Consider the following 22,286-nt stretch of genomic DNA (forward strand, 5'->3'; position numbering starts at 1 on the left):
TTTGATTTAAAAGAAACCCTTCAACTAATGAAGGGTTCAACTATAATATATTACCAAACAGCCACCTTCCTTACAAGAAGAAGCTGCATATTCATGATTAATGGCGGACAATCACGTACATTTCTTCAGTCAGCATATGAGCGATTCCGTCTAAAATAGCTTCTAAATTTGTAGCAATCACTTCCATTTCTTTTTTATCCTCACAATGAAACACTGCTGCACCACTAGGGACTTTCTTTGGGTTTGTTGTTATAACTGCAAGTACAAATTTATTGATTTCCATCATTTATCCCTCCCTATTATTTTGGCACATGCATTTCTTTTGGCATTTTTATTGCATTTTCCAGGGTTGGTACACCACCAATTACTTTAATTGCTTTTTCAACTGTTCTTTCCTGTGGAAGGATGAATACCCCTACTCGCCCATCATCTAAATCCCGTTTAGCTAATGGCACAAGTGCTGGGGCACCAGAATCCGTCACGACCCCTAGAGCCGTTGAAACATCATGTAATATCGCTTGTCTTTGCCCTAAATTTGCAATTGTCGTATTTACATTAAAATTTTTCGGAACCAGAATAAAACCCATCCCATACTTTAAAATTTCTTCTTGTCTTTCCGGAAGTCCAATGTTCATAATATAAATGTTGTCAACATATAATCCGGCTCCGTCGAAATGCGGCTTCACATATTTGATTTCCACAATATCTGATAACTTACCACCACTCATCATTACTTTTGATAACACGACGGCAATAGCAGCAGCGATAATTGCTACCCAAAGATTAAATAAGAGGTAAAATAATGTAGTAATAAGAGATGTAAACATGACTAAATAATTCCTGCTTTCAAAGGCAATAGCAATTCCTTCTATATAAGTCCTACCCCGTGGAACCATTTCATAACTATCTAACTCAGTTAACGTATTTCTTTCCATATTCCTAACCTCACGGAACTGTGAAGCAGCCACGGTTAAGAAGGTGATCGCAGTAAAATCCTCCTCCATGATCGACGGGATGGCCACACTGCCTAATCCAGCAGCAATAAAACCTAAAGCAATATGAATAATCTTCCCATGTAGATAGGTTGGGTACTGTCGATAATCTGTTCTTAACATATAAATCCTTGTTAATGTGCCAACAATTACACCTAAAACAACTGGATAGATATATTCATTCATGATAATTTTGCTTCTCCTTTACTAATGGATTTAAGTTTCTTTCTAGGTAAGCAGCCAAATATTCAATCATATTCCATCCAGAAACAACTACAAATGCCATACTTAGGACATCAAGAAAACGAAAAGATCCAATTTGGAAAGGAAATCCATACTTTTGAATAATAAGGGCAAATATTACCTCCCCGTTTAATGCAGCAAATATTAATATACAAATACGGCTTAACGCTTGCTTATGAAGAAGTATGACTAAACACGCTAACATACCGGCTAACATCCAGTCACGGTTAAAAACAACCCAGATTGGATCAAACATCTCAAAGCAGAGAAAAGCACAGTAAGCAAATGAGACAATGAGCATACATGTAACCAAATAGAGAGGATGACCACATTGCGATTTTACAAAGAGAAAACTAGCGGCAATGTAGAGAAGGAAGAAACTCACACCAATTTCTGTCGTTCCAATTGAAAAATGATAAGGCGTAATGATAATAAGCAATAATAGTGCGAATGACGCTAAATAACGGTATGTATTTGCTTTACTTACGAAAAATGTGACAATAATCCAAAGTGACCAACCAATCCAATAAAAGAAAAGACCTTCCAAATAAATACACCTCCTACTATCCCCATTATGGGTAGAAAATATGTAGTTTAATCTATTTGAATAAAAAATGTCTGATTTCTTATCTTAATAATTAGGAGGTGTAGATATGGGAAAAGATCGTCAAGAAAAAAAACTAAAAAGCAGTAAGAGAGTAGAATCAGATCGTGACCAAAGTATTCAGTACGAAGGGGCAACAACAATGCAAAGTCCAGACAATGCACGCAAATTAAATAATAATAAATAACTTAAAAGAATTGTGTAAACCTCTTAGTAACGGGATTACTCTTTATTTAACTGTTTTACTTTAAATATTTTTGTCCTATTCGCGTGTTAGCGCGACTTTTGTTTCGTATTCAGTCAACAAAGTCGCGCTCTTCTTTTTATGACTTTTATTAATTATATAGTTTAAAAATCAATAGTTTTTAACGTAATAAAAGAGACTACCTTTGTAAGCAGTCTCTTATTTTAAACATTATTTTGCATGAATCATTCTTGTACTGTATGTATGTGTATTAATTTGTCGCTGTTGCAGCCACTCAAGTACTTCTCCCTTAAAAATCAGGGGGGCAAGTTGTAATTCGTTAAGATTGCTTGCACCTATAGCTGTCATAATTATTTTTAATTCTTCATGAAGGGAAGTAACTTCTTTTACTACTGCTTCATAACCAGAATCCACTAATATCTTCAAGAAGTACCCTGCCATTCCTACACCGTTAGCACCAAGCGCAATAGCCTTTGCAATATCCATACTTGTCTGAATTCCACCAGATGCAAGTATCGTTATATCACTATTATGTGATTGTGCTTCGACAATTGAAGTAGCAGTCGGAATCCCCCATCCATCAAAGAATGACAGTACCCTCTCTCTTCGTTCGTTTTCGATTTTAGAGAAATTAGTGCCACCATAACCACCGACATCTACGATATTAACGCCGACACCTTTTAGCTTTTCTACAGCTTCGCGACTCATACCGAATCCTACTTCTTTAACGATAATTGGCACATCTAAGTGATTTACAATCTTTTCGATACGCATGAGGGCATGCGAAAAATCACGATCTCCCTCTGGCATCGTTAACTCTTGGACGACATTTACATGAATTTGTAATGCGTCTGCTTGTATCATCTCTACAGCATCTTTTGCTTGGTTTACCGTGGCTTCGCTACCTAAATTGGCAAATATCAATCCATCTGGATTTTCTTTCCTTACAATTTCATACGAAAAGCGTTCTTCTGAATTTTTTATTGCTGCCATCTGCGAGCCTACTGCCATCCCTACCCCTGTCTCTTTAGCCACCCGCGCGAGCAGGCGATTAATTTCAAGTGTCTTTGCACCACCGCCACCGGTCATTGCATTGATAAAAATAGGCGAACTGAGTTGTAGTTCGCCTATTTTCGTTCCCAAATGAATCTTTGAGAGAGATGTGTTAGGTAAGCTTTGATGTACAAAAGAAACACAATCAAATCCAGCGTTATTCGTTTGACCAGTTGTTAGCGCATATTGAATATGATCCCATTTTCTCTTTGCTCTCGTCACTATACTACCACCATTATTTATTTAATTTCTTTAACTGTTCACCAATCATTTCACCTAATTGGAACCCCTTAGACTCTTCAGGCAGTTCATAATCAGTTGGTTCTTCTTCTTTTTCAACAAGATCTTTAATACTTAGAGAAAGTCTTTCATCGCCTTCATTCACATCAAGGACTTTCACTTGTACTGCTTGACCTTCTTTTAATACTTCGTGCGGAGTGGCAATATGTTTATGTGCAATTTGAGAAATATGAACAAGCCCTTCCACTCCAGGGAATACTTCTACGAAAGCACCATAAGATACAAGTCTTTTCACTGTGCCTTCTAACACACTACCTTTAGGGGCTTTTTCAGCAATACCATCCCAAGGACCAGGCAAAGTATCTTTAATAGATAGTGAAATTCGTTCATTATCCTTATCTACACTTAGTACTTTTACTTTGACAGATTGACCTTCTGTAACAACATCTGAAGGCTTAGCAACATGCTCATAAGAAAGTTGTGAAATATGGACTAAACCATCAACACCACCGATATCAACAAAAGCACCGAAATCTGTAATACGTTGTACAGTTCCATCAATCACGCTTCCAGCTTCAAGCGATCCAAGTAACTCTTTCTTTTGTTTTCCTTGCTCCTCTTCAACAACTACACGATGAGAAAGAATTAAACGATTTTTATCTTTATCTAACTCTACAATTTTAAAAGCTAATGTTTGACCTTTATAATCTGAGAAATCTTCAACAAAATGTGCTTCAACTAAAGAAGCTGGTACAAATCCGCGAACTCCAAGGTCAACGACTAATCCGCCTTTAACAACATCTTTGATTTCAGCATCAAAAACTTCACCGTCATTAAATTTTTGCTCTAGTTGTTCCCAAGACTTTTCAGCATCTACTTTGCGCTTTGATAGTACAAGCGCTTCTTCTTCTACTTTTAACACTTCTAATTGTAGTTCATCACCTTCTGCAACAGCATCGCTAGCTGTTTCTACATGAAGACTTGATAGTTCACTAATTGGAATAATACCATCTAATTTGCTATTTTCGATATCGACAATCACTTGCTTCTCTTCTACTTTTGTCACTTTACCATTTACTTTATCGCCAACTTCAAAATTTGCTACTTCAATTTCATTCATTTCTTCTGACATATGTATTCCTCCTTAATCCAATGGCTAATTTCATTTTCCACTTATAAAATGCAATCTTACAAAGTGTAAATTGCACTAAATAAACTAGAGTTGTAAAACCACTTTGATCCTGAAATATAAAATGCCTTTTTATAAACTTCTTACAAATAGCACCTTTTGTCAAGTAAGAAGGTTTAGCGATTCTGTTCGATTAATTTTTTGATTTCATTCATAATGATATCCGTTGTTTCTTCTGCATTGACTTTGTTTGCACGGATTTCATCCATTGGGATAGGCTTTCCGTAGACGACTTTTAATTTCTTAAAAGGCTTATACGGGCCAATGATGGCACAAGGTACGACTGCAGCATTAGAACGAAGAGCAAAGAACCCTGCACCGGCAAGACCTTTACCAACTTCTCCGGTTTTACTCCTCGTCCCTTCTGGAAATAAACCTAAAACATGCCCTTCTTTAAGAACCTTCAACCCTTTTCTCAATGCTTCACGATCACTCATTCCTCTTTTTACAGAAAAAGCATTCAGATGTGGTAATAACTTCCCTAAAATTGGCACGTTAAACAACTCTTCTTTTGCCATAAAGTGAATGTCTCTTGGCGCTGTTATCCCTACAATTGGTGGATCCAGGTTATCAATATGATTGCAACATAAAAGGACGCCACCTTCTGCTGGGACATTCTCCCTACCTTTAACATCCATGCGATAAACGGGCTTTAATAAGCCGTATACTAAAGAGCGTGCAAATGTATATACACTCATATTATTGAATCCTTTCCTCAACCAACTTCATAATTCTATCAACAACTTCGTGAATGCTTAGTGATGTTGTATCCAATTCTACTGCATCCTCAGCTTTTTTGAGTGGTGCAACTTCCCTTTCCGAATCTAACTTATCTCTTTTAGCAATTTCCTCTTTTAAAAGAGCTAAATCTGAAGGAAAACCCTTTTCTAAGTTTTCAGCATGGCGCCGTGCTGCTCGTTCATCCACTGATGCTAAAAGAAACACTTTTACCTCTGCATCAGGTAAAACATGTGTACCAATATCACGGCCATCCATCACTACACCACCTTCTTGACCGAAGCGTTGTTGACGGGCAACCATTTCTTCTCTTACCTGCTTATGTTTAGAAACCGTAGACACTGAATTAGTTACTTCAGCTGTTCTAATTTCCGTAGAAACATCTATCCCATCTAAAAGAATACGTTGGCCTGATTCTCCAGGATTTAAGACAATCTCTGTCTCTTTTAACAAAGGAATTAATGATTCTTCATCATTTATATCTATTTCTGACTGCAACGCTTTAAATGTTAACGCGCGATACATCGCCCCTGTATCTATATAAATATAATGAAGCTTCTCAGCTATAATCTTAGCAACTGTACTTTTCCCCGCTGCTGCAGGTCCATCGATGGCAATTGATATTTTATTCATAAACCCTCCTGAAATACCTATACAAATATATTCTTTACGTTTTATATTCTATCATAAATTCACTTAATTAGTTGTAATGATTATGTGTTATTAATAATCCCCTCCCCTAATAGGGAGTCTTTTTATTAGTTAAAATAATACGATAACTTTTAAAAAATAAGAAGAAACACTAAAAAAGGATGTTCTCAGGAAGAACAATCCAAAAGGTCTGTAAAGCTATTATTTCTATTGGCCTGATTTTCATCATAAAATCAAGTTAAGGCCTCTTTATGTAGAATACCTCCTCATCATTGTTTTCTAAATGATGATTCACTCCTTCATATCTTGTCACTTCATTAAAATGCGGAAATAGGTGTAAATAATGAAAAACGGTTTGAAATAATAGTAACAACCCAAGATGAAAAATGATTAATAGTATGAGCGTGCGTTCGAATACTTTCATCCTCCCACCTCCATTAATCATTATGGAGACACAAAAGAGATTTTATGCTGTTCTGCTTAAGATTGTTTACTTTTCTTCATATGAAGTAACTGTTGTTCGAAGCAAAACCTCATCATTGCTTGTCTATCTTCTGCATTTATTTGTGGAAATCTAAATGATATAACGAGACGCCCATCTGCTAATGCCTCTTTCCTTACATATTCTGACGCTAAAACAAAGGAACGCTTTTTACCTTCTATCACAAGTGTAAAACGCAATAAATAGGGCGATGGTTTATACAAATAGGTAAAATTATTAACAACTACAGCTATTCCCCCTGCACTTATATTTCTACTTATCCCTATAATAGAGTGAGACATCCCTTCACATACGGGTTGAATTTCAACAGATTCATTGAAATCAACTCTAACATACTCTCTCTTTTGTTCCTTCTCATGAGTAAATTCTTTTGCATAAGCAATTTTCAATAATGGTGTGGACTGCATCATTCGACCGACCACTCTTCCAGAGAAGAAAAACATTTTCCCATTTGCATTGTAAGCAACACACTTAATTCTTCTTCCATCTACTAAGTACATTTTCCGATTCGTTTGTAAACAAACGGGATAATGAATATGTAATATATCCTCTTTAATTTCAGCAATTCTAGATATGTACTTGCCCTCACTTGATAGATAATGTTCTATATACAATTGATCACCTGGTGACAATGTATTCCCTCCTAATCTTTTCTACTTTTCCTTATTTTATCACTTAACTGTTACAAAAGAACTATATTTTTATTTAAATGAGATGAGAATTATTAACATCATGGTATAATCACATTACTCTATTTAGTCCTAATTTTTTTCTACATTTATATTTCATCTTCCTGTCTTTATTTATCCAATGATTTCCATAAAGAAAAAACAAAAAGAACCCTTTTCGGGTCCTTATTTGCCTTATACCACATCTTCATAAATTGGTTCTGCATTTTGCAATTTTTCTACTTTTTCTTCTCTTCCATTTTCACTATTAATATAGATGCGATACGTGTCTTCACCTAATGTCCCAGTAAATTCATAACAAAGTACTTCTTCATTACTATCATTCAATATAATCGCTAACCGATCATCCATAATTTTTAGTTGACTATTGATTTTTTCTCTTGCTTCCTCTTTTGCTAACACAGCTTGAGGAATATCTCGCTTATGATGGGATTTCAAATAATCCTCTGCTGAAAATCCTAAAATTTGCCCATTATCTAATGCTACTTTCATCTTAATTGAATCTGGGTAAATTCTTACATCGTCCTGTTTAGACACAAATGTAAACACGCCCATTTGATCATATTGCACACTTTCAAATAGATCAAGATCTTCAAATTCATTATCTTTTAAAAATTTCACTGCTGATTGATGAGCATCTTCCAGACTAATTTTTTGTTGTTTTACATCTCTTGCCGTGATAAGCCAAATAGGATAACCGCCCTTTTTAGTAATATCTAAATTGGTTTCTATACTTTCTTTAGGAGACCTTAGTGATACACTAAAAAATCCATAATCCGATCCTTCGCCATTTTCTGCCACGGTTGCTTTAACATCATCAGGGGATTGCGCATATTTCTTCGCTTCTGATACAGCTTCTTTCTTAGATATTTCTTTTCCTTCTAAGTATTGATAGTTCTCATCTTTCTTTTGCATATTTACAAATGCGGGACCTAAATCCGTTTCATCGTATCCCTCAACTGTTTTTTCGACGGTTTGAAAGCCGTCTATAATTGTATTATCTGCTGCTTCATTATTTGTAGCAAGCGCTGTTTCTACATCCATCCATCGTAAGTCATTTTTGACGACCATATGCTGCACATTCCGTAATTCTGATTGAATATCTGCTGCCTGCTTGTATAATCCTTGTAAAGACTGATATTCTTCATCAGTCAATGGGTCTTTATCCAAGTCTCTAATCGCTGTCTTATAACTAAACTCACCAATTTGTGCTAAAAATTCTTCCGTCTTATTAAATGGTAAAAGTGATAGTGGCAGCTGACCTACATCTGAATGTGCTTGAGAGGTAATTCTCCAAACATCCGCAAGCGCAGGAGACAGTGAACTTCTAGAATTCATTGCCAAAGTAGATCCAATTTTATCATGTAATACATCGATTTCATAAGTGAGTTCATGAAATGCACGTTGATAATTGTTTTCTGCGTTAATTAATATCGCATTTTTCTCACGATGTTCTTGATAACCCCAGACAGCAGTTCCGATAACACCAACTGAAAGAACAGTTATGAGTATTCCTTTTAACACGTGACTTCACTCCTTATTTACAGAAAATATGTTGTCCAATTTTTTTAATTTGTGGTCTTGTCCAAATCCACGGACTTGTTGCAGTATCTGGATTAAAGTAATAAAGGGCATCTCCACTCGGATCCCAGCCATTAATTGCATCTATCACTGCTTCCCTCGCTGTTTCATTAGGTGTTAGCCAAATTTGCCCATCTGCAACAGCCGTAAATGCTCTTGGTTCAAAGATCACACCATAAACCGTATCTGGAAAAGACGCACTTTCTACTCGGTTCAATATTACTGCCGCTACCGCTACTTGCCCTATATAAGGTTCGCCACGCGCCTCACCGTACACCGCATTTGCCATCATTTGTATGTCGTTTTCCGAGAATCCACTAGGAACATTTGCCGAAGTTGTACCACCGGAATTACCACTTGATGCATTACCATCATTTTGATTTGATCCACTATTATTAGCAGGTGCTTGTTGACTTAAATCCGTTCCGCCATAATGTGTAAATGAATTCCCTTGATTAATTTGATTCTTCACATATTGCTCATCATAATTTGACGCACTCACCAACTTTTCCTTCGTACCAGAACCAGCAAGCCCATCTATATCCAAGCCAAATTCATATTGAAAATTGCGTAATGCCCAATATGTGCCCCAACCGAAGACCCCATCGATTTTACCATTATAGAATCCTAAATATTGCAATCTTGCTTGTAGCTCAATGACATCATCGCCTATCGCTCCTTGTCTAATCACTTGATTCGAAAAAGCATTTGCCGACTTATCCAATTCAGCCATTGGAATAGTGGTCGCTATAAGCAGTAGTATTAGCATCACTTTAGTAAACATCAATAGTTGTTTCATCGTACTAACCTCCAAAAATACATCTTTTCATCTGTTAAACAATCAGGTAACCTAATATGGCGTTTTGCAGGTAAAAAATGATGGCTGTAACAGTTATTCCTCGATCTCTCTTTTTCACGTTTACTAATCAGCGAGGAAGCTAACAATACATCTATTTTTTGGTTCCAATTGGCTTTTTATACAAATTCAATGAGAAAATCATTTGGATAAATATAGCATTTACAGGGTGGCCATCAAATAGAGGCTCGTACGCTTGAAATTTAACGATTTTTATAAAAAATTCAACTTCTATGTTAGATGTTCTGATTACTTATTTTTCCTTTAGAAGGCATCCGTTAGCCGGAGGAAGCTTGGTGATTTGACAAAAAGAAAAGAAGGCGGATTTGAGTTTACTCAAATCCACCTTCTTACTTTATCTGAACTGAAACTCATTACTTATAGCCTCTTTTAACCTATGTTAACCATAATTTGTTCTTGTATCTTCTAATGATTGATTATATTTAGCACTTAGTATTCTCGCTTGTTTGGCTTTCTTTAGCCCCATCCACCAAAGAAAGATCATAAATGGAACAATAAACAGCAGCCAATTTTCTAATGTTAACAAAATATAATCATATGTTCCATGCAAAAGGAAAGGAGTTGCTAGAGATAAGCATAGCCATTTCCCTCTAGATTTTTTCGAAAACTTTCCTTTTCCTAAATAATAGCCCATAATTACACCAAAAAGTGCATGACTAGAAACCGGGAATAATGCACGACCTAGCGCATGCTCTATTCCGAGTGTCAATAAATAAAAGATATTCTCCAATGTAGCAAACCCAAGTGATACTGCTGCGCCATAAACAATGCCGTCATACGGTTCATCAAAGTGCACATGGGGGTAAATAATAATAAGGAGGATAAACCACTTAAAAAATTCCTCAAGCATACTAGAAGAAAGAAAAGCAGAAACAAAATGAGAAGTAAACACTTGTTCTACTTCAAATACATATTGGATAAACATTATGGGAAACACAAGAAGTGCCCCAAATAAAAAGGTTCTAAAAACCATCGAAAAGGGCTCAGTCTCATATTGATCTTTTAAATAAAAGTAACTTAATAATGCCAAGCCAGGAGCAATGGCAGCAGATATTAATCCCAGCATGGGCTGTTCCTCTTTTCAAAGCTTTTCTTTAATCGTATCATGTATAGGTAAGATTGAAAATAAATTTACCAAAATAATTACATATTAAATGGAGGTACCAAGTTGGATAAAAAGAAAATACTCCTAATTCATACAGGTGGGACCATTTCAATGAGTGAGGATGTTGAAACAGGTGCAGTATTAACAAATGAAGAAAACCCATTAACAAGACAAACAAAAGAGTTAAATGAGCTTGCGCACTTGATTGTCGAAGAACCATTTCAATTACCCTCTCCCCATATTACGCAAAAGGAAATGCTTATATTACGAAACTTAATTCATTCTTACAAGGATAAGGTATCTGGTGTTGTCATTACACATGGTACTGATACATTGGAAGAAACTGCCTATTTTCTTGACTTAACAGTAAAGGGTTCTTTGCCGATCGTTGTGACTGGGGCTATGCGCTCTAGTAATGAAATTGGCTCAGATGGGTTATATAATCTGATTTCTTCTATTCGTGTTGCCATTTGCGATGAAGCGGATGGAAAGGGCGTTTTAGTAGTGCTGAATGATGAAATTCACACAGCTGAAAATGTGACAAAGACACATACTAGCAACGTCTCGACCTTTCAAAGTCCTCAATATGGACCCATAGGTATAGTCACAAAAAGGGGTGTACTTTTTCATCACCTCCCTGTTCAACATGCACATTTCGAAATCGAACAAGCAGATAAACAAGTGATGCTTATTAAAGCTCATGCCGGCATGGACTCTACCCTATTAGGAGCAATTGCACAAACTACATGCGATGGATTGGTGATTGAAGCGCTTGGACAAGGAAACCTTCCTCCAGCCATGCTTCCTGGTATAAAAGATTTACTTGCTAGAAAGATTCCCATTATTATCGTATCAAGATGCTTTAATGGCATTGCCCAAGATGTTTATGGTTATCCTGGAGGGGGCAAAGAATTAAAAGAGCTTGGCCTCATTTTTTCTAATGGATTAAATGGGCAAAAAGCTCGTATTAAACTATTAATCGCTTTGGAAAGCAGGATGCCCTTCGAAAAACTTGAAGAAATGTTTCAACTATAAATGTTTGATTTACTGACTTTCTTTATTCCATCTATTAGATGGGAAGTCTACTGAGTTGATCGCTCACTCCTTTGGCAGTTTATGAAGATCATAATGATAGTACGCCACAAAATTTCAACATATGGAAAAATCATCCTAGACAAAAGGCAAAAAATATTGACAAAGTGATGCAACATCATTTGAAAACCCGAACAAAGCAAAGCACCATTAAAGAGTGTTTTGCATAAAGTTCGGGTTTACTTAAGCTCATATTCTCGTCTGAACTTGTTTGATTATTGTTCTTTCTCTTTAATCGCTTTGGCAATCATTTCTCCATGATGCCTACCATTCTCGATAAATATTTCATTGGCATTATTACCCGCAGCAATCACGCCAGCAATATATATACCTTCTACATTGGTCTCCATTGTTTCAGGATGATGTTCAGGTTTTCCGGTCTCTTCGTCTTTTTTAATGCCTATTGATTGTAAAAATGGATGATCTGGATGATAACCAGTCATGGCAAAGACAAAATCATTCGCGATTTCCTTAATTTTCCCTTCTTTCTCATAGACAACAGAAGTTGCTCTTATTTCCTGGACATTCGCATTAAATTCCATTTGAATATTCTCATGGCGAACAAGTGAATCAAACTGCGGTAAAATCCACGGCTTAACGCTTTTTGAATATTCATCGCCCCGATAGAGAACCGTCACATTTGCCCCAGCCTTTTCTAATTCAATGGCCGCATCAACACTGGAGTTTTTCCCACCAATAACAACAACATCTTTATTAAAAAACGGATGGGCTTCTTTAAAGTAATGAAAGACTTTATCTAAATCTTCACCAGGGACCCCCATATAATTTGGTTGATCATAATACCCAGTTGCAACAATAACATAAGAGGATTGATATTCCGCTTTATCTGTTTGCACAGAGAAGTCATTATCTTTTTTCTTTATGATGCTTTCAACCTTTTCATATGCATTGACATTGATTGCTTTCCGTTTAACCACTTCTCTATAATAGGTAAGTGCTTGATTTCTATTGGGTTTCTGTTCAACCGTTACAAACGGTATATTACCAATTTCTAATTTTTGACTGGAACTAAAGAAAGTTTGATGAGTCGGGTAACGATAAATGGCATTAACAATGTTTCCCTTCTCAATGACTAAAACATCTTTCCCTAACTCTTTTAAACAAATGGCTGCGGCTAATCCACATGGTCCACCACCAACCACAATCGCATCTTTTTTATTCATGATGATCCACCTCTTGGACTGACCCGTATGATATTTTATATATGTAGAATTGAAAAAAATCTCCTAATGTATATAATAGGAGATTTTTTACCTTCTTTCAAATGTAAGAAATTGCGAAAATTAAATCCAACCTCTAAATCTTGATGCTTCAGCCATTTTACGTACACCAACCATATACGCAGCTAAGCGCATATCTACTCTACGTGTTTGAGCGGTTTCATAAATATTATTGAATGATTTCACTAGAATTTTTTCTAATTTTTCTTCTACTTCTTCTTCAGACCAGTAGTAGCCTTGGTTATTCTGCACCCATTCAAAATAAGAAACTGTTACACCACCGGATGATGCAAGCACATCAGGCACAAGAAGAATATCTCTTTCTGTTAATATTTGTGTCGCTTCTAATGTTGTTGGGCCATTCGCTGCCTCTACTACAATACTTGCTTTAATATTATGTGCGTTTTCCTCAGTAATTTGGTTTTCAATTGCTGCAGGAACCAATACGTCACATTCGAGCTCGAGTAGCTCTTTATTCGAAATCGTCTCATTAAATAACTTTGTTACAGTTCCAAAACTATCACGGCGATCAAGTAAATAATCAATATCTAAACCATTAGGGTCATGAAGGGCACCGTATGCATCAGAAATACCCACAACTTTTGCGCCTTCATCATGCATAAACTTTGCTAAGAAGCTACCTGCATTACCAAAACCTTGTACAACCACGCGAGCACCCTTTAAATTAATACCCTTTTTCTTGACTGCTTCATGAATACAGATCGTAACCCCTTTAGCTGTTGCTGATTCCCTACCATGAGAACCACCAAGTACAAGTGGTTTACCAGTAATAAATCCCGGGGAATTAAATTCATCCATTCTGCTATATTCATCCATCATCCAGGCCATAATTTGTGAATTTGTAAATACATCTGGAGCTGGAATATCTTTTGTAGGACCAACAATTTGGCTAATCGCTCTAACATACCCTCTACTTAATCTTTCAAGCTCACGGAAAGACATATCTCTTGGATCACAAACGATACCGCCTTTACCTCCGCCATATGGTAGATCGACTATACCGCATTTTAAGCTCATCCATATAGATAGTGCCTTCACTTCTTTTTCTGTTACATTAGGGTGAAAACGAATTCCCCCTTTTGTAGGACCGACTGAATCATTATGTTGAGCACGGTAACCAGTAAAAATTTTCACCGTCCCATCATCCATCCTAACAGGAATTTTCACTGTTAATAAACGCATTGGTTCTTTCAACAGTTCAAAAACCTCTTCTGGATATCCAAGTTTCTCCAACGCTTTGTGGATTACGATTTGAGTTGACTTCAAAACATCCATTTTATCTTCTTGATTCGTATGATCAGTACCTTTATCGGCCACTATTTGAAACCTCCTAGAAAAATTCACATTCTTTAGTTGTCCGCTTTCAAGACATAGTATACACCTTTACTCTATTTATGCAAGGAGAAAAAGCAATTTTTTCTTATTTTTATGTAAACGCTACCAAAGCTATAATATTACGTATTTTCCTTATTTTCAAAAATATTTACATCTATTTTATTTTGCCTTTATTAGCTGATTTCATTCATAAAATACTCATATGTATTTATCGAGTTAAATTGAATTAATCTCATCGATAAGCTCCATATTACATCCTATTCCCAAAGAACTAATACGATAAACATCAAGGCACCTGAATATTCAAACAAATAGGATCACTTAAATCCTATTTGCTTGAATGTACCATTATTTAAAATAGTGTTCGATCTTTTCTAATGCATGGTCTCTAATTAATTCTTTTCCGTATTCTTTAATAATATATAAACTAACAAAAGAAACGGTACCATATTCAGCTAAAATTGAAATCAGTTTTTCTTCCGCTTGTTTTCTATTGCCTTCAATCAATACATAATAAAGTCCGTTATACACATATAATGAATTTACCACTTCTTCTTTCCATATTTTCCGGTGACTTAATGAAATAATATTCTCAAAATCATGAAATTCATATAAAATATAATCTTGTTTGTCTACATCTACTTGAAAATCAATGATTCCATCCTTAAGCCATTCTTCTTCTACTTCTTCTTGTATCGTTACAATCATAACCATTCCTTGTATTTGCATTGAAAAAATCTCGATACTGATTGTGCCATATATATCAAGGTCAAATTCTTCACTTGCTTCCTCAAGCATATCTTGAAAAAGCTGATGCCATTTTAAAGAGTCCTTCCAAATATCTTCCTTTGACAAGCCTCTCTCAAACAAATCATCTAAAGTAAGCAAAATTTTAATTTTATTATCATTCAAACGCTCCAATTGCATTTCTTCTGCCCCCTGCCCAGAACCGACTCTTGTGATTAGTGTATGGTATATACTTTAGTTGGTGAGTCGTCCTTAACATTTCCTTCTAAACTTGGATATAAAGAAAGAATATGTGTTTGTGCAGGTGCGCCTAGCCTTAAAGGCAAGGCTGTTGTCCCATAACCATTACTTACAAAATAAGGTATACCGTTCTTATATTTCATCCCACCTTTTTCATAAGGTCCCCAGTTTAAGATACGGATTTGCCCACCATGGGTATGTCCTGACATCATAAACGAAATTTGATATTCTGGTAATAAATAGTCAACAATACCAGGGTCATGGCTCATGAGAATACGACAGCCATTCCCAGCATCCTCAATTGCAAGATCAATCTGGTCTCTTTCCCTACTAAAATCATCTGTTCCAAGTAACACGATACGTTTACCATCTGAGCCTTCAAAACTGACTGCTGAATTATCAAGAATTTTCACTCCGAGATCTAATAGCAATGCATCTAGCTCATGAAAATCCACTTCATAATCATTATTCCCCCATACAAAATAAGTCGGAGCAATAGAAACAAGGTTTTCTATATTCCGTTTCGTCCTTGCCAAAGGTACTCCCTTTTCTGTTAAATCACCGCCTATGCAAACGATATCCACCTTTCTATCTTTAACAGCTTGAATCAACTTTCCTGATAGCTCTCTACGATGGATATCAGAAATAAAAAAAATGTTCAATCCTGCAAGACTCTCTGGGAAACCTTGTATGGCAACCTTTCTCACTTCAATTGTATCTTTATGTGCTTCCTTATACATATAAACGACGACCCCAACGAAAATAAACAGTAATGCACCTGCTAAAATAATATACATGACTCCACCTCATCTATATGTACTAAAATTTAAGTTAGTCAATAAAAAAAGGATGCTCTATAAACGAACAACCTAAATATCATTTATTTCGCTTCTACAAACCTTATATTTCATGTGAACTTGCCCGATTGTCGCTATGATGACTTGAATCACCGTTAGTTGTTCTGTAAGTTCTTAGATTTTCAAATGATTCATGTCATGCAATCGCAAACTGGGGTAGGTTTTAGTCAGCAGTTCCTCTTCATTTCTCTGCTTCTTCATTCGTATGAGATAGGTTTAAATGTCTTTACTCCCTATGGCTTTGAACTATGATTATTTGTTCTCATGAAACAGATTAATATCATAATTTTTTTTCATCATATTAAAGACATGATGTCTATTTTTCCACTCATCCTCTTTTTTCCACAAGTCCTTACTCTTATCGATGATCTCGCATCTAAGTGCATGATATTCTTTTTCCGCTTTATCACGCTTCTGTTGTAACAGGACCATATATCCATAAAAGCCAATCAACGTTACCATACTGTATAAATTGAATGGATGATTAATATAAACAGAAAAAACAGAAGCAAATGAATAGGAATAAGGTAAATAAAATTGATAATACACAAAAATCACATAAGCAAATGATAGAAATACAACTAGCCACATAATAACCAAATGCCACTCTTTCAAGTGATCATATTTCGCTTTTCTTTCAACTACTTTTTGAAGCATTTGTCTCGTTGCTTGGTCTGTTCTTTCATCTAGTTGATTAATTGCTGTTTCCATAAAATCCCCCCAGTCATAGCTATGCTTGCCCACATTATATGATTGGAGGAGTGGATTCATGACTAGTCGAGGGGAATCCTTAATACTTGGCCAACGTAAATTTCCTCAGATGGCAAATTATTAGCAGCCTTAATTTTTGCAATCCCATCAGGTGACTTATAATAATTCATAGCGATTCTATACATTGTTTCTTGTGATTGAACCGTATGCTGAACAACTTTTGTTGCTTGTTTTTTTGCTTCCTCTTCTTTCGCCTTTTGTTCTGCTAATTCCTTCTCTTTTTGTACAGCTTCTTCTCGTGCTTTCTTTTCAGCCTCTTCCTTTTCTTTTTTGGCTGCTTCTTCTTTTGCTTTCTTCTCTGCTTCCTCTTGTTTTTTTCGTTCAGCTTCTTCTTGTTCTTTTAATTTTGCCTCTTCAGCTGCTTTCTCCTTTTCTTGTTCTTCCTTATCTTCTTCCTTATCATCAGGGGCGGCTGCAACATTTTGTGATGACCCATTATTACTGCTATTTGATATACCAACAGTTTCAAAATCTTCTTTTTCTGCTGAAGTTGAAGACTGATCAGCTAGCATAGGAACAAGATAATAAACAGACAAAGCCACTATTGGTACCATAATAAAAAATGCTGCAAGTAAACGAATGAGTGGGTAGTCCAACTTTTTATCCACTGTTTGTTTTTCTTTAGTACTGCTGATCTCCGCCATTGACAACTCTTCACTAACATTTACTTTTTGTAATCTTTGGCGATCTCTCTTTGCCTTCTCCCGATATGATGCCTCTCTATTCATCTATCTTCCCTTCCTGCTCTTTGACTTATATATATATATAACCCCAATAAACAATCAATAATAAAGTGCATAATAATTGTCGCTAACAAATTACCAGTTAATTCATATATCCAACCAATGAAGAAACTCAATAAAACGACATTTAAAAATAAGAACCATTGAAATAAATAACGATAATGGACAAGAGCAAAGATTAAACTAGTCACTATCAACCCAAAGTGAGTTTGCAGCACACCTCTAAATAACACTTCCTCACTAAAGGCAATAATTAACGTAATTACTACGATATGGGCTGGTGATAGTGAGCTGAATATCCTTATATTTACCCCACCATCATTATAATAGGAGGGAGGTAGGACCCGCATCCCTATTATATCAAGCATGACAATGACTAATCCTGATAATATACCAATCGCAATAGATGGTCCATCCCATTGAAATAGCGCAAAAAAAGAATCCCATGAATGAAAGAGAAATAGGCCAATAACCAATGCAATGAAAAGTAAGAACACTTGTGTTAAATATAAATGAAATCTTAATTCTTTATCAGATAACAAACGAATGGTTTCTTCATATTTACTCTTCATTTTTGGATGTCTCACTTAATAAAATGTCTTGTAGGATCTCTTCCCAATTTTCATATAAAGGCATTATCCCTAGCTCTTCAGTTTGCAGATCAGGGTAGTTGCTACCATTACAATGATCGCAGCATTCTCCTATATTTAATGTCGGCTCTTCACCAAAATAGTGTAAGATTTTTTCTCGCCTACATGTGGAACTATGAATATATTGATAAACAGTTTGAATGGCTCCTAATTTAAGCTGGAATTGTTTATTCATAATCACCTTTAGTTCATCTAAGGAACTTGCCTCCTTATGATCAAGGATAGCATTACGATGAAAATCCTTTAATATTCGCATAGATGTTTCACTAAGATTAGCAATTACTGTTATATCCTCTTCGTATTTTTCTAACTCCCACCACCTTAGGGAATCTGTTAAAAAAAAACGTTTTAAATTCTCCATTTGACTATCATTAATTAGTTCTGATTCTACCAACTGCATCGGCAGCTGTTCATCAAAAGGTGCATATAACAGTAAAGCAAGACTAGGCTTGCCATCTCTCCCAGCTCTACCAATTTCCTGTAAATATGATTCCATATTCATTGGCATATGAAAATGAATAACATAACGAATATTTTCTTTATTAATCCCCATGCCAAATGCACTTGTTGCACATATCACATCGAGTTGGTTATGAATGTATTGTTGCTGAATAAGTATTCTTTCTTCATGATTCAATCCGCCATGATAGATGCTCACTCTTTTTATCCCATTCTCTTTTAATGATTGTGCACAAACTTCTGCCGTTTTTTTACTAGAAAAATAAATAATACCTGGACCATGTAAAGCTCTTACCCTCTTAATTAACACATCGATTTTCTCTTGATAGCTTTCAACTTTCTCAACATGTAAAGAGATATTTGGTCGGTCAACTGAATAAAGAATATCAATACTGTTTTGCATGTTTAAAGATTGTTTAATATCCTGTTTCACCTTATCAGTTGCCGTAGCCGTTAACGCCAATATAGGCGGATGTCCTAACTCCTTCATTACAGAGCCAATAGCTAAATAGTCCGGTCTGAAATCATGTCCCCATTGAGAAATACAATGAGCTTCATCGACAACAAGTAATGTAATATGAAGCTCACTCAATCTCTCCATGAATAATTTTGATTGCAGCATTTCAGGTGAAGTAAAAATAAACTTATACTGGTGCAAATTTTTAAGTGCATACATTTTTTTTTGGTAATTTAAAAAAGAATTAAATGCGATAGCCCGTTTTTCCCCAATCAATAGTAATTGGTCTACCTGATCCTGCATTAAGGAAAGAAGTGGAGAAATAATTAAAGTTGTGCCTGGGAGCATAAATGTTGGAAGTTGATAACATAAAGACTTCCCAGAACCAGTTGGGAGCATGGCTAACGTATGCTTACCGGCCACTACCGCTTTTATTGTTTCTTCTTGTCCATCTCTAAAAGACGTATAACCAAATTTTTCTCTCAGTAATTGTTTCATTATACGCTCACCGCACTTTTATGTTTAGCTAGTACAAGCCGTATCTGAAAATAGCTTGCTTCAGGAACTGATTGACGGATATATTTTAGCTGCTTTATTCCGTTCGTTGAAGTTTTTATAATGTTACTTTGTACTTCTGGTGGAACATATACATCTATATTAAAAGACGAATCAACAATGGCCAATTCCACAATATGATCTTCAATTGTTCCTTGTTTTAATTTTCTTATTTTAATAATATCCTCAATATCGTATCCTTGATTTAAATAGATAGCTGTTTTTCTTGTTGATTGTGTTAGCTGTAACCACTCATTTGTCTCTTTTGTCTCTAATATTTGCTCGAGTAACGGATAAGAGGTGTTATTTTCTTTTACTTCAGTTAATATCATGTGAATCACATTTGTAAAATGTAACTGATAGGTTAACATTGACATTTGCAACTGTTCGGCTGCCTGCTGCTGTGTTAAGCCAATTCGATTACTTCCTGTTAACCTTAGAATGAGAATAAGAGGGTCAATTTTTTTATTCGTTAAAATTTGTTGTAACTCCTTAAACAGTTGTGTTGCCAACTCATGGCGATTGATTCTATTCCTTTGAATAAAGTTCTTTAACCAATCAAGATCAGGTTTATTATTTTGAATAGGGAGATACCTTCCGTTATATGCGACTAGGTTAGAAATTACTTGAACCATAAGAGAAAGGCGCTCCCAAAAAAGTTTGTCCATCCTGTTATATGACCAGCCATTGAGATAGCTAGGTATGATTGGTTCAGCAAACTCTTGGAGATACATATCCCCTTTTTCCGTCATTCGATAAGACCCCTCACCAAGACAAGTGACATATTTCTCCTCTAAAAGATGATCTAATATTTGATTAAATTCCTCTCTTGCCAAATGGGGTAACACATGAAAGTATTGCTTCAAGTGAAATAAATGAGCATCTTGTATTGTTTGAGATGACTTTTTGCCATTAAGCAAATGTAAAATGGCATAAGCAGTTCTCTGATTCTCAATTGATTTTAGACAAAATAAGACCAATTTCTGAATAACGCTCACATTTCTCTCCCCTTTATTCATTGACTAATTAGTTTTTAGAATAGCATTTCCGTGGTGAATTTGCAGACTTTTTCGACATTATTTTAATTTTTTTTGTTGAATTTTATTGTATCATGAAACCGTTATATACGTGATAATATCAGTCAATTTTTCATCATGAACAAGATGAAAAGTCCCACCATAGACTATTCTAGATGGTAGATTTTTATTGAAATGTTTACAAGACAGATTTACAATAGAACATGTGGTAAGTGTTTCGGCAGATATTTTCGTGCTTTAACATGAAAAAGATTTTAAATAGGAGGTTATTCCATGGCGAAGTATACAATTGTTGACAAAGAAACATGTATTGCTTGTGGCGCATGTGGTGCGGCAGCTCCAGACATTTATGATTACGATGATGAGGGCATCGCATTTGTAACACTAGATGATAATGAAGGAATTGTTGAAATTCCCGATGTTCTTATAGAAGATATGATGGATGCATTTGAAGGCTGTCCAACTGACTCAATAAAAGTCGCAGACGATGCCTTTGATGGTGATCCGTTAAAATACGAATAGAACAAAAAGAAATCTAATGGTAAAAAAAGAAAACGAGTAAATCCTATTTTAGGGATTTGCTCGTTTTTTCTATGAGCTACAGGGAATCACATACTCGTATACTCATTCGAATAAAAATCGTTCCCTCCATCAATTATCCAGTTGGAATTAAAATAGTAGTTATCGAAGATTGCATATGAGTTCATTGGTGCTATTACGAATGATGTAATATGATGAATAAGAGTGACAATTCTACTTAAGCGGCATAAAATTATATATTAAAAGGCATCTAACTTTTCAAAGTTAGATGCCTCCTTTATAAATTAAGCAATCGTATTTAGCGATCTTTGTTTATTAATCCAATTACTCATCTTAGCAAATACAAGCATAAATACCGATGCCATTAAAATTCCTTTAATAAAGTTAAAAGGTAGAATAAACATGACTGCAGTTGAACGCATTTCTGGTCCTGACATAGCGGGCATATTTAAAAACATTGTATAGGCAGGTAAAAAGACGAAATAATTAAGCAAACTCATGGATACAGCCATTACACTTGTGCCAATGATTAATCCTATTGTCATACCTTTTTTGGATTTCATCTTTGTATAAACATAATAGGTTGGCAAAATAAATAATAAACCTGCTACAAAGTTCGCAATATGACCAACAGGTACACCAGTAGCACTTCCCGTCATAAAATAATCCAACACATTTTTAAACAATTCGACCAGTATTCCCGCAATCGGACCAAATATTAACGCAGCCACTAAAGCAGGGATATCACTAAAGTCAATCATCAAAAAGTTCGGAAACGGTGGTAATGGAAAGTTTAACAACATAAGAATATACGCGATACTACTCAACATACCGATTGCAACAAAAGCTTTGACATTTAACTTCTTCAATTT

General features: G+C 35.5%; 25 protein-coding genes. 3 read left to right on the forward strand and 22 right to left on the reverse strand.

Features of this window, described 5'->3' with window-relative positions:
• Positions 1-97: 97 nt before the first annotated feature.
• Genes MHI57_RS06205 through MHI57_RS06215 form a run of 3 tightly spaced genes read right to left on the reverse strand, consistent with a single transcriptional unit; the run spans position 98 to position 1,782 of the window.
• Entirely contained in the window at positions 98-283 is a 186-nt protein-coding gene (locus tag MHI57_RS06205; protein ID WP_095372746.1) for a capping complex subunit for YIEGIA, read from the reverse strand.
• 16 nt (positions 284-299) lie between these two features.
• Complete coding sequence (locus MHI57_RS06210) at positions 300-1,178, reverse strand: YIEGIA family protein (RefSeq protein WP_095372745.1); 879 nt, start codon at positions 1,176-1,178, stop codon at positions 300-302.
• Complete coding sequence (locus MHI57_RS06215) at positions 1,171-1,782, reverse strand: YphA family membrane protein (protein ID WP_095372744.1); 612 nt, start codon at positions 1,780-1,782, stop codon at positions 1,171-1,173. Before MHI57_RS06215 ends, MHI57_RS06210 begins: the two co-directional genes overlap by 8 nt.
• A 106-nt stretch (positions 1,783-1,888) precedes the next feature.
• Here MHI57_RS06215 and MHI57_RS06220 point away from each other — a divergent pair, with 106 nt between their 5' ends.
• Positions 1,889-2,026: a YpzI family protein gene (locus MHI57_RS06220; protein WP_340975412.1), complete on the forward strand. Its 138-nt coding sequence runs from the start codon at positions 1,889-1,891 to the stop codon at positions 2,024-2,026.
• Positions 2,027-2,254: 228 nt separating this feature from the next.
• Here MHI57_RS06220 and fni read toward each other — a convergent pair whose 3' ends face one another.
• The 9 genes from fni to prsW all read right to left on the reverse strand — a co-directional run bounded on the left by fni (position 2,255) and on the right by prsW (position 10,630).
• The gene (gene fni, locus MHI57_RS06225; protein WP_307313035.1) at positions 2,255-3,319 is read right to left on the reverse strand and encodes a type 2 isopentenyl-diphosphate Delta-isomerase; all 1,065 of its coding nucleotides are present in this window, start codon (positions 3,317-3,319) and stop codon (positions 2,255-2,257) included.
• A 13-nt stretch (positions 3,320-3,332) separates the two neighbouring features.
• A complete protein-coding gene (rpsA, locus tag MHI57_RS06230) occupies positions 3,333-4,469 on the reverse strand; it encodes a 30S ribosomal protein S1 (RefSeq protein WP_095372741.1) in 1,137 nt (378 codons plus the stop codon).
• A gap of 173 nt (positions 4,470-4,642) precedes the next feature.
• On the reverse strand, positions 4,643-5,224 hold the full coding sequence (locus tag MHI57_RS06235; protein WP_095372740.1) for a lysophospholipid acyltransferase family protein: 582 nt from the start codon (positions 5,222-5,224) through the stop codon (positions 4,643-4,645).
• 1 nt (position 5,225) lies between these two features.
• Positions 5,226-5,897 carry a (d)CMP kinase gene (gene cmk, locus MHI57_RS06240; protein ID WP_095372739.1) on the reverse strand — a complete coding sequence of 224 codons (672 nt, stop codon included), beginning with the start codon at positions 5,895-5,897 and terminating at the stop codon, positions 5,226-5,228.
• 256 nt (positions 5,898-6,153) lie between these two features.
• Positions 6,154-6,339: a DUF5359 family protein gene (locus tag MHI57_RS06245; protein ID WP_095372738.1), complete on the reverse strand. Its 186-nt coding sequence runs from the start codon at positions 6,337-6,339 to the stop codon at positions 6,154-6,156.
• A 56-nt stretch (positions 6,340-6,395) separates the two neighbouring features.
• Positions 6,396-7,049, reverse strand: coding sequence for a flagellar brake protein (locus tag MHI57_RS06250; RefSeq protein ID WP_340975414.1), 654 nt, complete (start codon positions 7,047-7,049; stop codon positions 6,396-6,398).
• Between the two features lie 231 nt (positions 7,050-7,280).
• Positions 7,281-8,630 carry a germination protein YpeB gene (ypeB, locus tag MHI57_RS06255; RefSeq protein ID WP_322909560.1) on the reverse strand — a complete coding sequence of 450 codons (1,350 nt, stop codon included), beginning with the start codon at positions 8,628-8,630 and terminating at the stop codon, positions 7,281-7,283.
• A 13-nt stretch (positions 8,631-8,643) separates the two neighbouring features.
• Positions 8,644-9,420 carry a spore cortex-lytic enzyme gene (gene sleB / locus MHI57_RS06260; RefSeq protein ID WP_370873269.1) on the reverse strand — a complete coding sequence of 259 codons (777 nt, stop codon included), beginning with the start codon at positions 9,418-9,420 and terminating at the stop codon, positions 8,644-8,646.
• Positions 9,421-9,943: 523 nt separating this feature from the next.
• A complete protein-coding gene (gene prsW, locus MHI57_RS06265) occupies positions 9,944-10,630 on the reverse strand; it encodes a glutamic-type intramembrane protease PrsW (protein ID WP_095372734.1) in 687 nt (228 codons plus the stop codon).
• 102 nt (positions 10,631-10,732) lie between these two features.
• On the opposite strand from prsW, the gene MHI57_RS06270 reads away from it, so the two are divergent.
• Positions 10,733-11,704, forward strand: a complete 972-nt coding sequence (locus tag MHI57_RS06270) for an asparaginase (protein ID WP_095372733.1) — start codon at positions 10,733-10,735, stop codon at positions 11,702-11,704.
• A 272-nt stretch (positions 11,705-11,976) separates the two neighbouring features.
• Here the strand turns inward: MHI57_RS06270 and MHI57_RS06275 are convergent, their stop codons facing one another.
• From MHI57_RS06275 to MHI57_RS06315, 9 genes are all read right to left on the reverse strand, one after another.
• Positions 11,977-12,945: a YpdA family putative bacillithiol disulfide reductase gene (locus MHI57_RS06275; protein WP_340975415.1), complete on the reverse strand. Its 969-nt coding sequence runs from the start codon at positions 12,943-12,945 to the stop codon at positions 11,977-11,979.
• 120 nt (positions 12,946-13,065) lie between these two features.
• Positions 13,066-14,343, reverse strand: coding sequence for a Glu/Leu/Phe/Val family dehydrogenase (locus MHI57_RS06280; protein WP_095373653.1), 1,278 nt, complete (start codon positions 14,341-14,343; stop codon positions 13,066-13,068).
• A gap of 363 nt (positions 14,344-14,706) precedes the next feature.
• Positions 14,707-15,285, reverse strand: a complete 579-nt coding sequence (locus MHI57_RS06285) for an adaptor protein MecA (RefSeq protein ID WP_095372731.1) — start codon at positions 15,283-15,285, stop codon at positions 14,707-14,709.
• A 35-nt stretch (positions 15,286-15,320) separates the two neighbouring features.
• Positions 15,321-16,142, reverse strand: coding sequence for a metallophosphoesterase (locus tag MHI57_RS06290; protein ID WP_095372730.1), 822 nt, complete (start codon positions 16,140-16,142; stop codon positions 15,321-15,323).
• A 312-nt stretch (positions 16,143-16,454) separates the two neighbouring features.
• The gene (locus tag MHI57_RS06295; protein WP_095372729.1) at positions 16,455-16,913 is read right to left on the reverse strand and encodes a YpbF family protein; all 459 of its coding nucleotides are present in this window, start codon (positions 16,911-16,913) and stop codon (positions 16,455-16,457) included.
• Between the two features lie 62 nt (positions 16,914-16,975).
• The gene (locus MHI57_RS06300) at positions 16,976-17,701 is read right to left on the reverse strand and encodes a LysM peptidoglycan-binding domain-containing protein (RefSeq protein WP_095372728.1); all 726 of its coding nucleotides are present in this window, start codon (positions 17,699-17,701) and stop codon (positions 16,976-16,978) included.
• Positions 17,698-18,288 carry a CPBP family intramembrane glutamic endopeptidase gene (locus tag MHI57_RS06305; RefSeq protein ID WP_340975418.1) on the reverse strand — a complete coding sequence of 197 codons (591 nt, stop codon included), beginning with the start codon at positions 18,286-18,288 and terminating at the stop codon, positions 17,698-17,700. The genes MHI57_RS06300 and MHI57_RS06305 overlap by 4 nt, the downstream gene beginning before the upstream one ends.
• Positions 18,278-19,780: a RecQ family ATP-dependent DNA helicase gene (locus MHI57_RS06310; RefSeq protein WP_328197565.1), complete on the reverse strand. Its 1,503-nt coding sequence runs from the start codon at positions 19,778-19,780 to the stop codon at positions 18,278-18,280. The genes MHI57_RS06305 and MHI57_RS06310 overlap by 11 nt, the downstream gene beginning before the upstream one ends.
• Positions 19,780-20,835: a helix-turn-helix domain-containing protein gene (locus MHI57_RS06315; RefSeq protein WP_157733942.1), complete on the reverse strand. Its 1,056-nt coding sequence runs from the start codon at positions 20,833-20,835 to the stop codon at positions 19,780-19,782. Before MHI57_RS06315 ends, MHI57_RS06310 begins: the two co-directional genes overlap by 1 nt.
• 312 nt (positions 20,836-21,147) lie before the next feature.
• On the opposite strand from MHI57_RS06315, the gene MHI57_RS06320 reads away from it, so the two are divergent.
• Positions 21,148-21,396, forward strand: a complete 249-nt coding sequence (locus MHI57_RS06320) for a ferredoxin (RefSeq protein ID WP_095372725.1) — start codon at positions 21,148-21,150, stop codon at positions 21,394-21,396.
• Positions 21,397-21,698: 302 nt separating this feature from the next.
• Here the strand turns inward: MHI57_RS06320 and MHI57_RS06325 are convergent, their stop codons facing one another.
• Positions 21,699-22,283: an ECF transporter S component gene (locus MHI57_RS06325; protein WP_095372724.1), complete on the reverse strand. Its 585-nt coding sequence runs from the start codon at positions 22,281-22,283 to the stop codon at positions 21,699-21,701.
• Positions 22,284-22,286 lie beyond the last annotated feature (3 nt).

Source organism: Cytobacillus sp. FSL K6-0129 (assembly GCF_038007625.1).
GTDB classification, from domain to species: domain Bacteria; phylum Bacillota; class Bacilli; order Bacillales; family Cytobacillaceae; genus Cytobacillus; species Cytobacillus kochii.

Coding starts and splice junctions, on each gene's coding strand:
- MHI57_RS06205 (WP_095372746.1), bottom strand. CDS start 283: ATGGAAATCAATAAATTTGTACTTGCAGTTATAACAACAAACCCAAAG.
- MHI57_RS06210 (WP_095372745.1), bottom strand. CDS start 1,178: ATGAATGAATATATCTATCCAGTTGTTTTAGGTGTAATTGTTGGCACA.
- MHI57_RS06220 (WP_340975412.1), top strand. CDS start 1,889: ATGGGAAAAGATCGTCAAGAAAAAAAACTAAAAAGCAGTAAGAGAGTA.
- rpsA (WP_095372741.1), bottom strand. CDS start 4,469: ATGTCAGAAGAAATGAATGAAATTGAAGTAGCAAATTTTGAAGTTGGC.
- MHI57_RS06235 (WP_095372740.1), bottom strand. CDS start 5,224: ATGAGTGTATATACATTTGCACGCTCTTTAGTATACGGCTTATTAAAG.
- cmk (WP_095372739.1), bottom strand. CDS start 5,897: ATGAATAAAATATCAATTGCCATCGATGGACCTGCAGCAGCGGGGAAA.
- MHI57_RS06245 (WP_095372738.1), bottom strand. CDS start 6,339: ATGAAAGTATTCGAACGCACGCTCATACTATTAATCATTTTTCATCTT.
- sleB (WP_370873269.1), bottom strand. CDS start 9,420: ATGGCTGAATTGGATAAGTCGGCAAATGCTTTTTCGAATCAAGTGATT.
- prsW (WP_095372734.1), bottom strand. CDS start 10,630: ATGCTGGGATTAATATCTGCTGCCATTGCTCCTGGCTTGGCATTATTA.
- MHI57_RS06275 (WP_340975415.1), bottom strand. CDS start 12,945: ATGAATAAAAAAGATGCGATTGTGGTTGGTGGTGGACCATGTGGATTA.
- MHI57_RS06285 (WP_095372731.1), bottom strand. CDS start 15,285: ATGCAATTGGAGCGTTTGAATGATAATAAAATTAAAATTTTGCTTACT.
- MHI57_RS06290 (WP_095372730.1), bottom strand. CDS start 16,142: ATGTATATTATTTTAGCAGGTGCATTACTGTTTATTTTCGTTGGGGTC.
- MHI57_RS06295 (WP_095372729.1), bottom strand. CDS start 16,913: ATGGAAACAGCAATTAATCAACTAGATGAAAGAACAGACCAAGCAACG.
- MHI57_RS06300 (WP_095372728.1), bottom strand. CDS start 17,701: ATGAATAGAGAGGCATCATATCGGGAGAAGGCAAAGAGAGATCGCCAA.
- MHI57_RS06305 (WP_340975418.1), bottom strand. CDS start 18,288: ATGAAGAGTAAATATGAAGAAACCATTCGTTTGTTATCTGATAAAGAA.
- MHI57_RS06310 (WP_328197565.1), bottom strand. CDS start 19,780: ATGAAACAATTACTGAGAGAAAAATTTGGTTATACGTCTTTTAGAGAT.
- MHI57_RS06320 (WP_095372725.1), top strand. CDS start 21,148: ATGGCGAAGTATACAATTGTTGACAAAGAAACATGTATTGCTTGTGGC.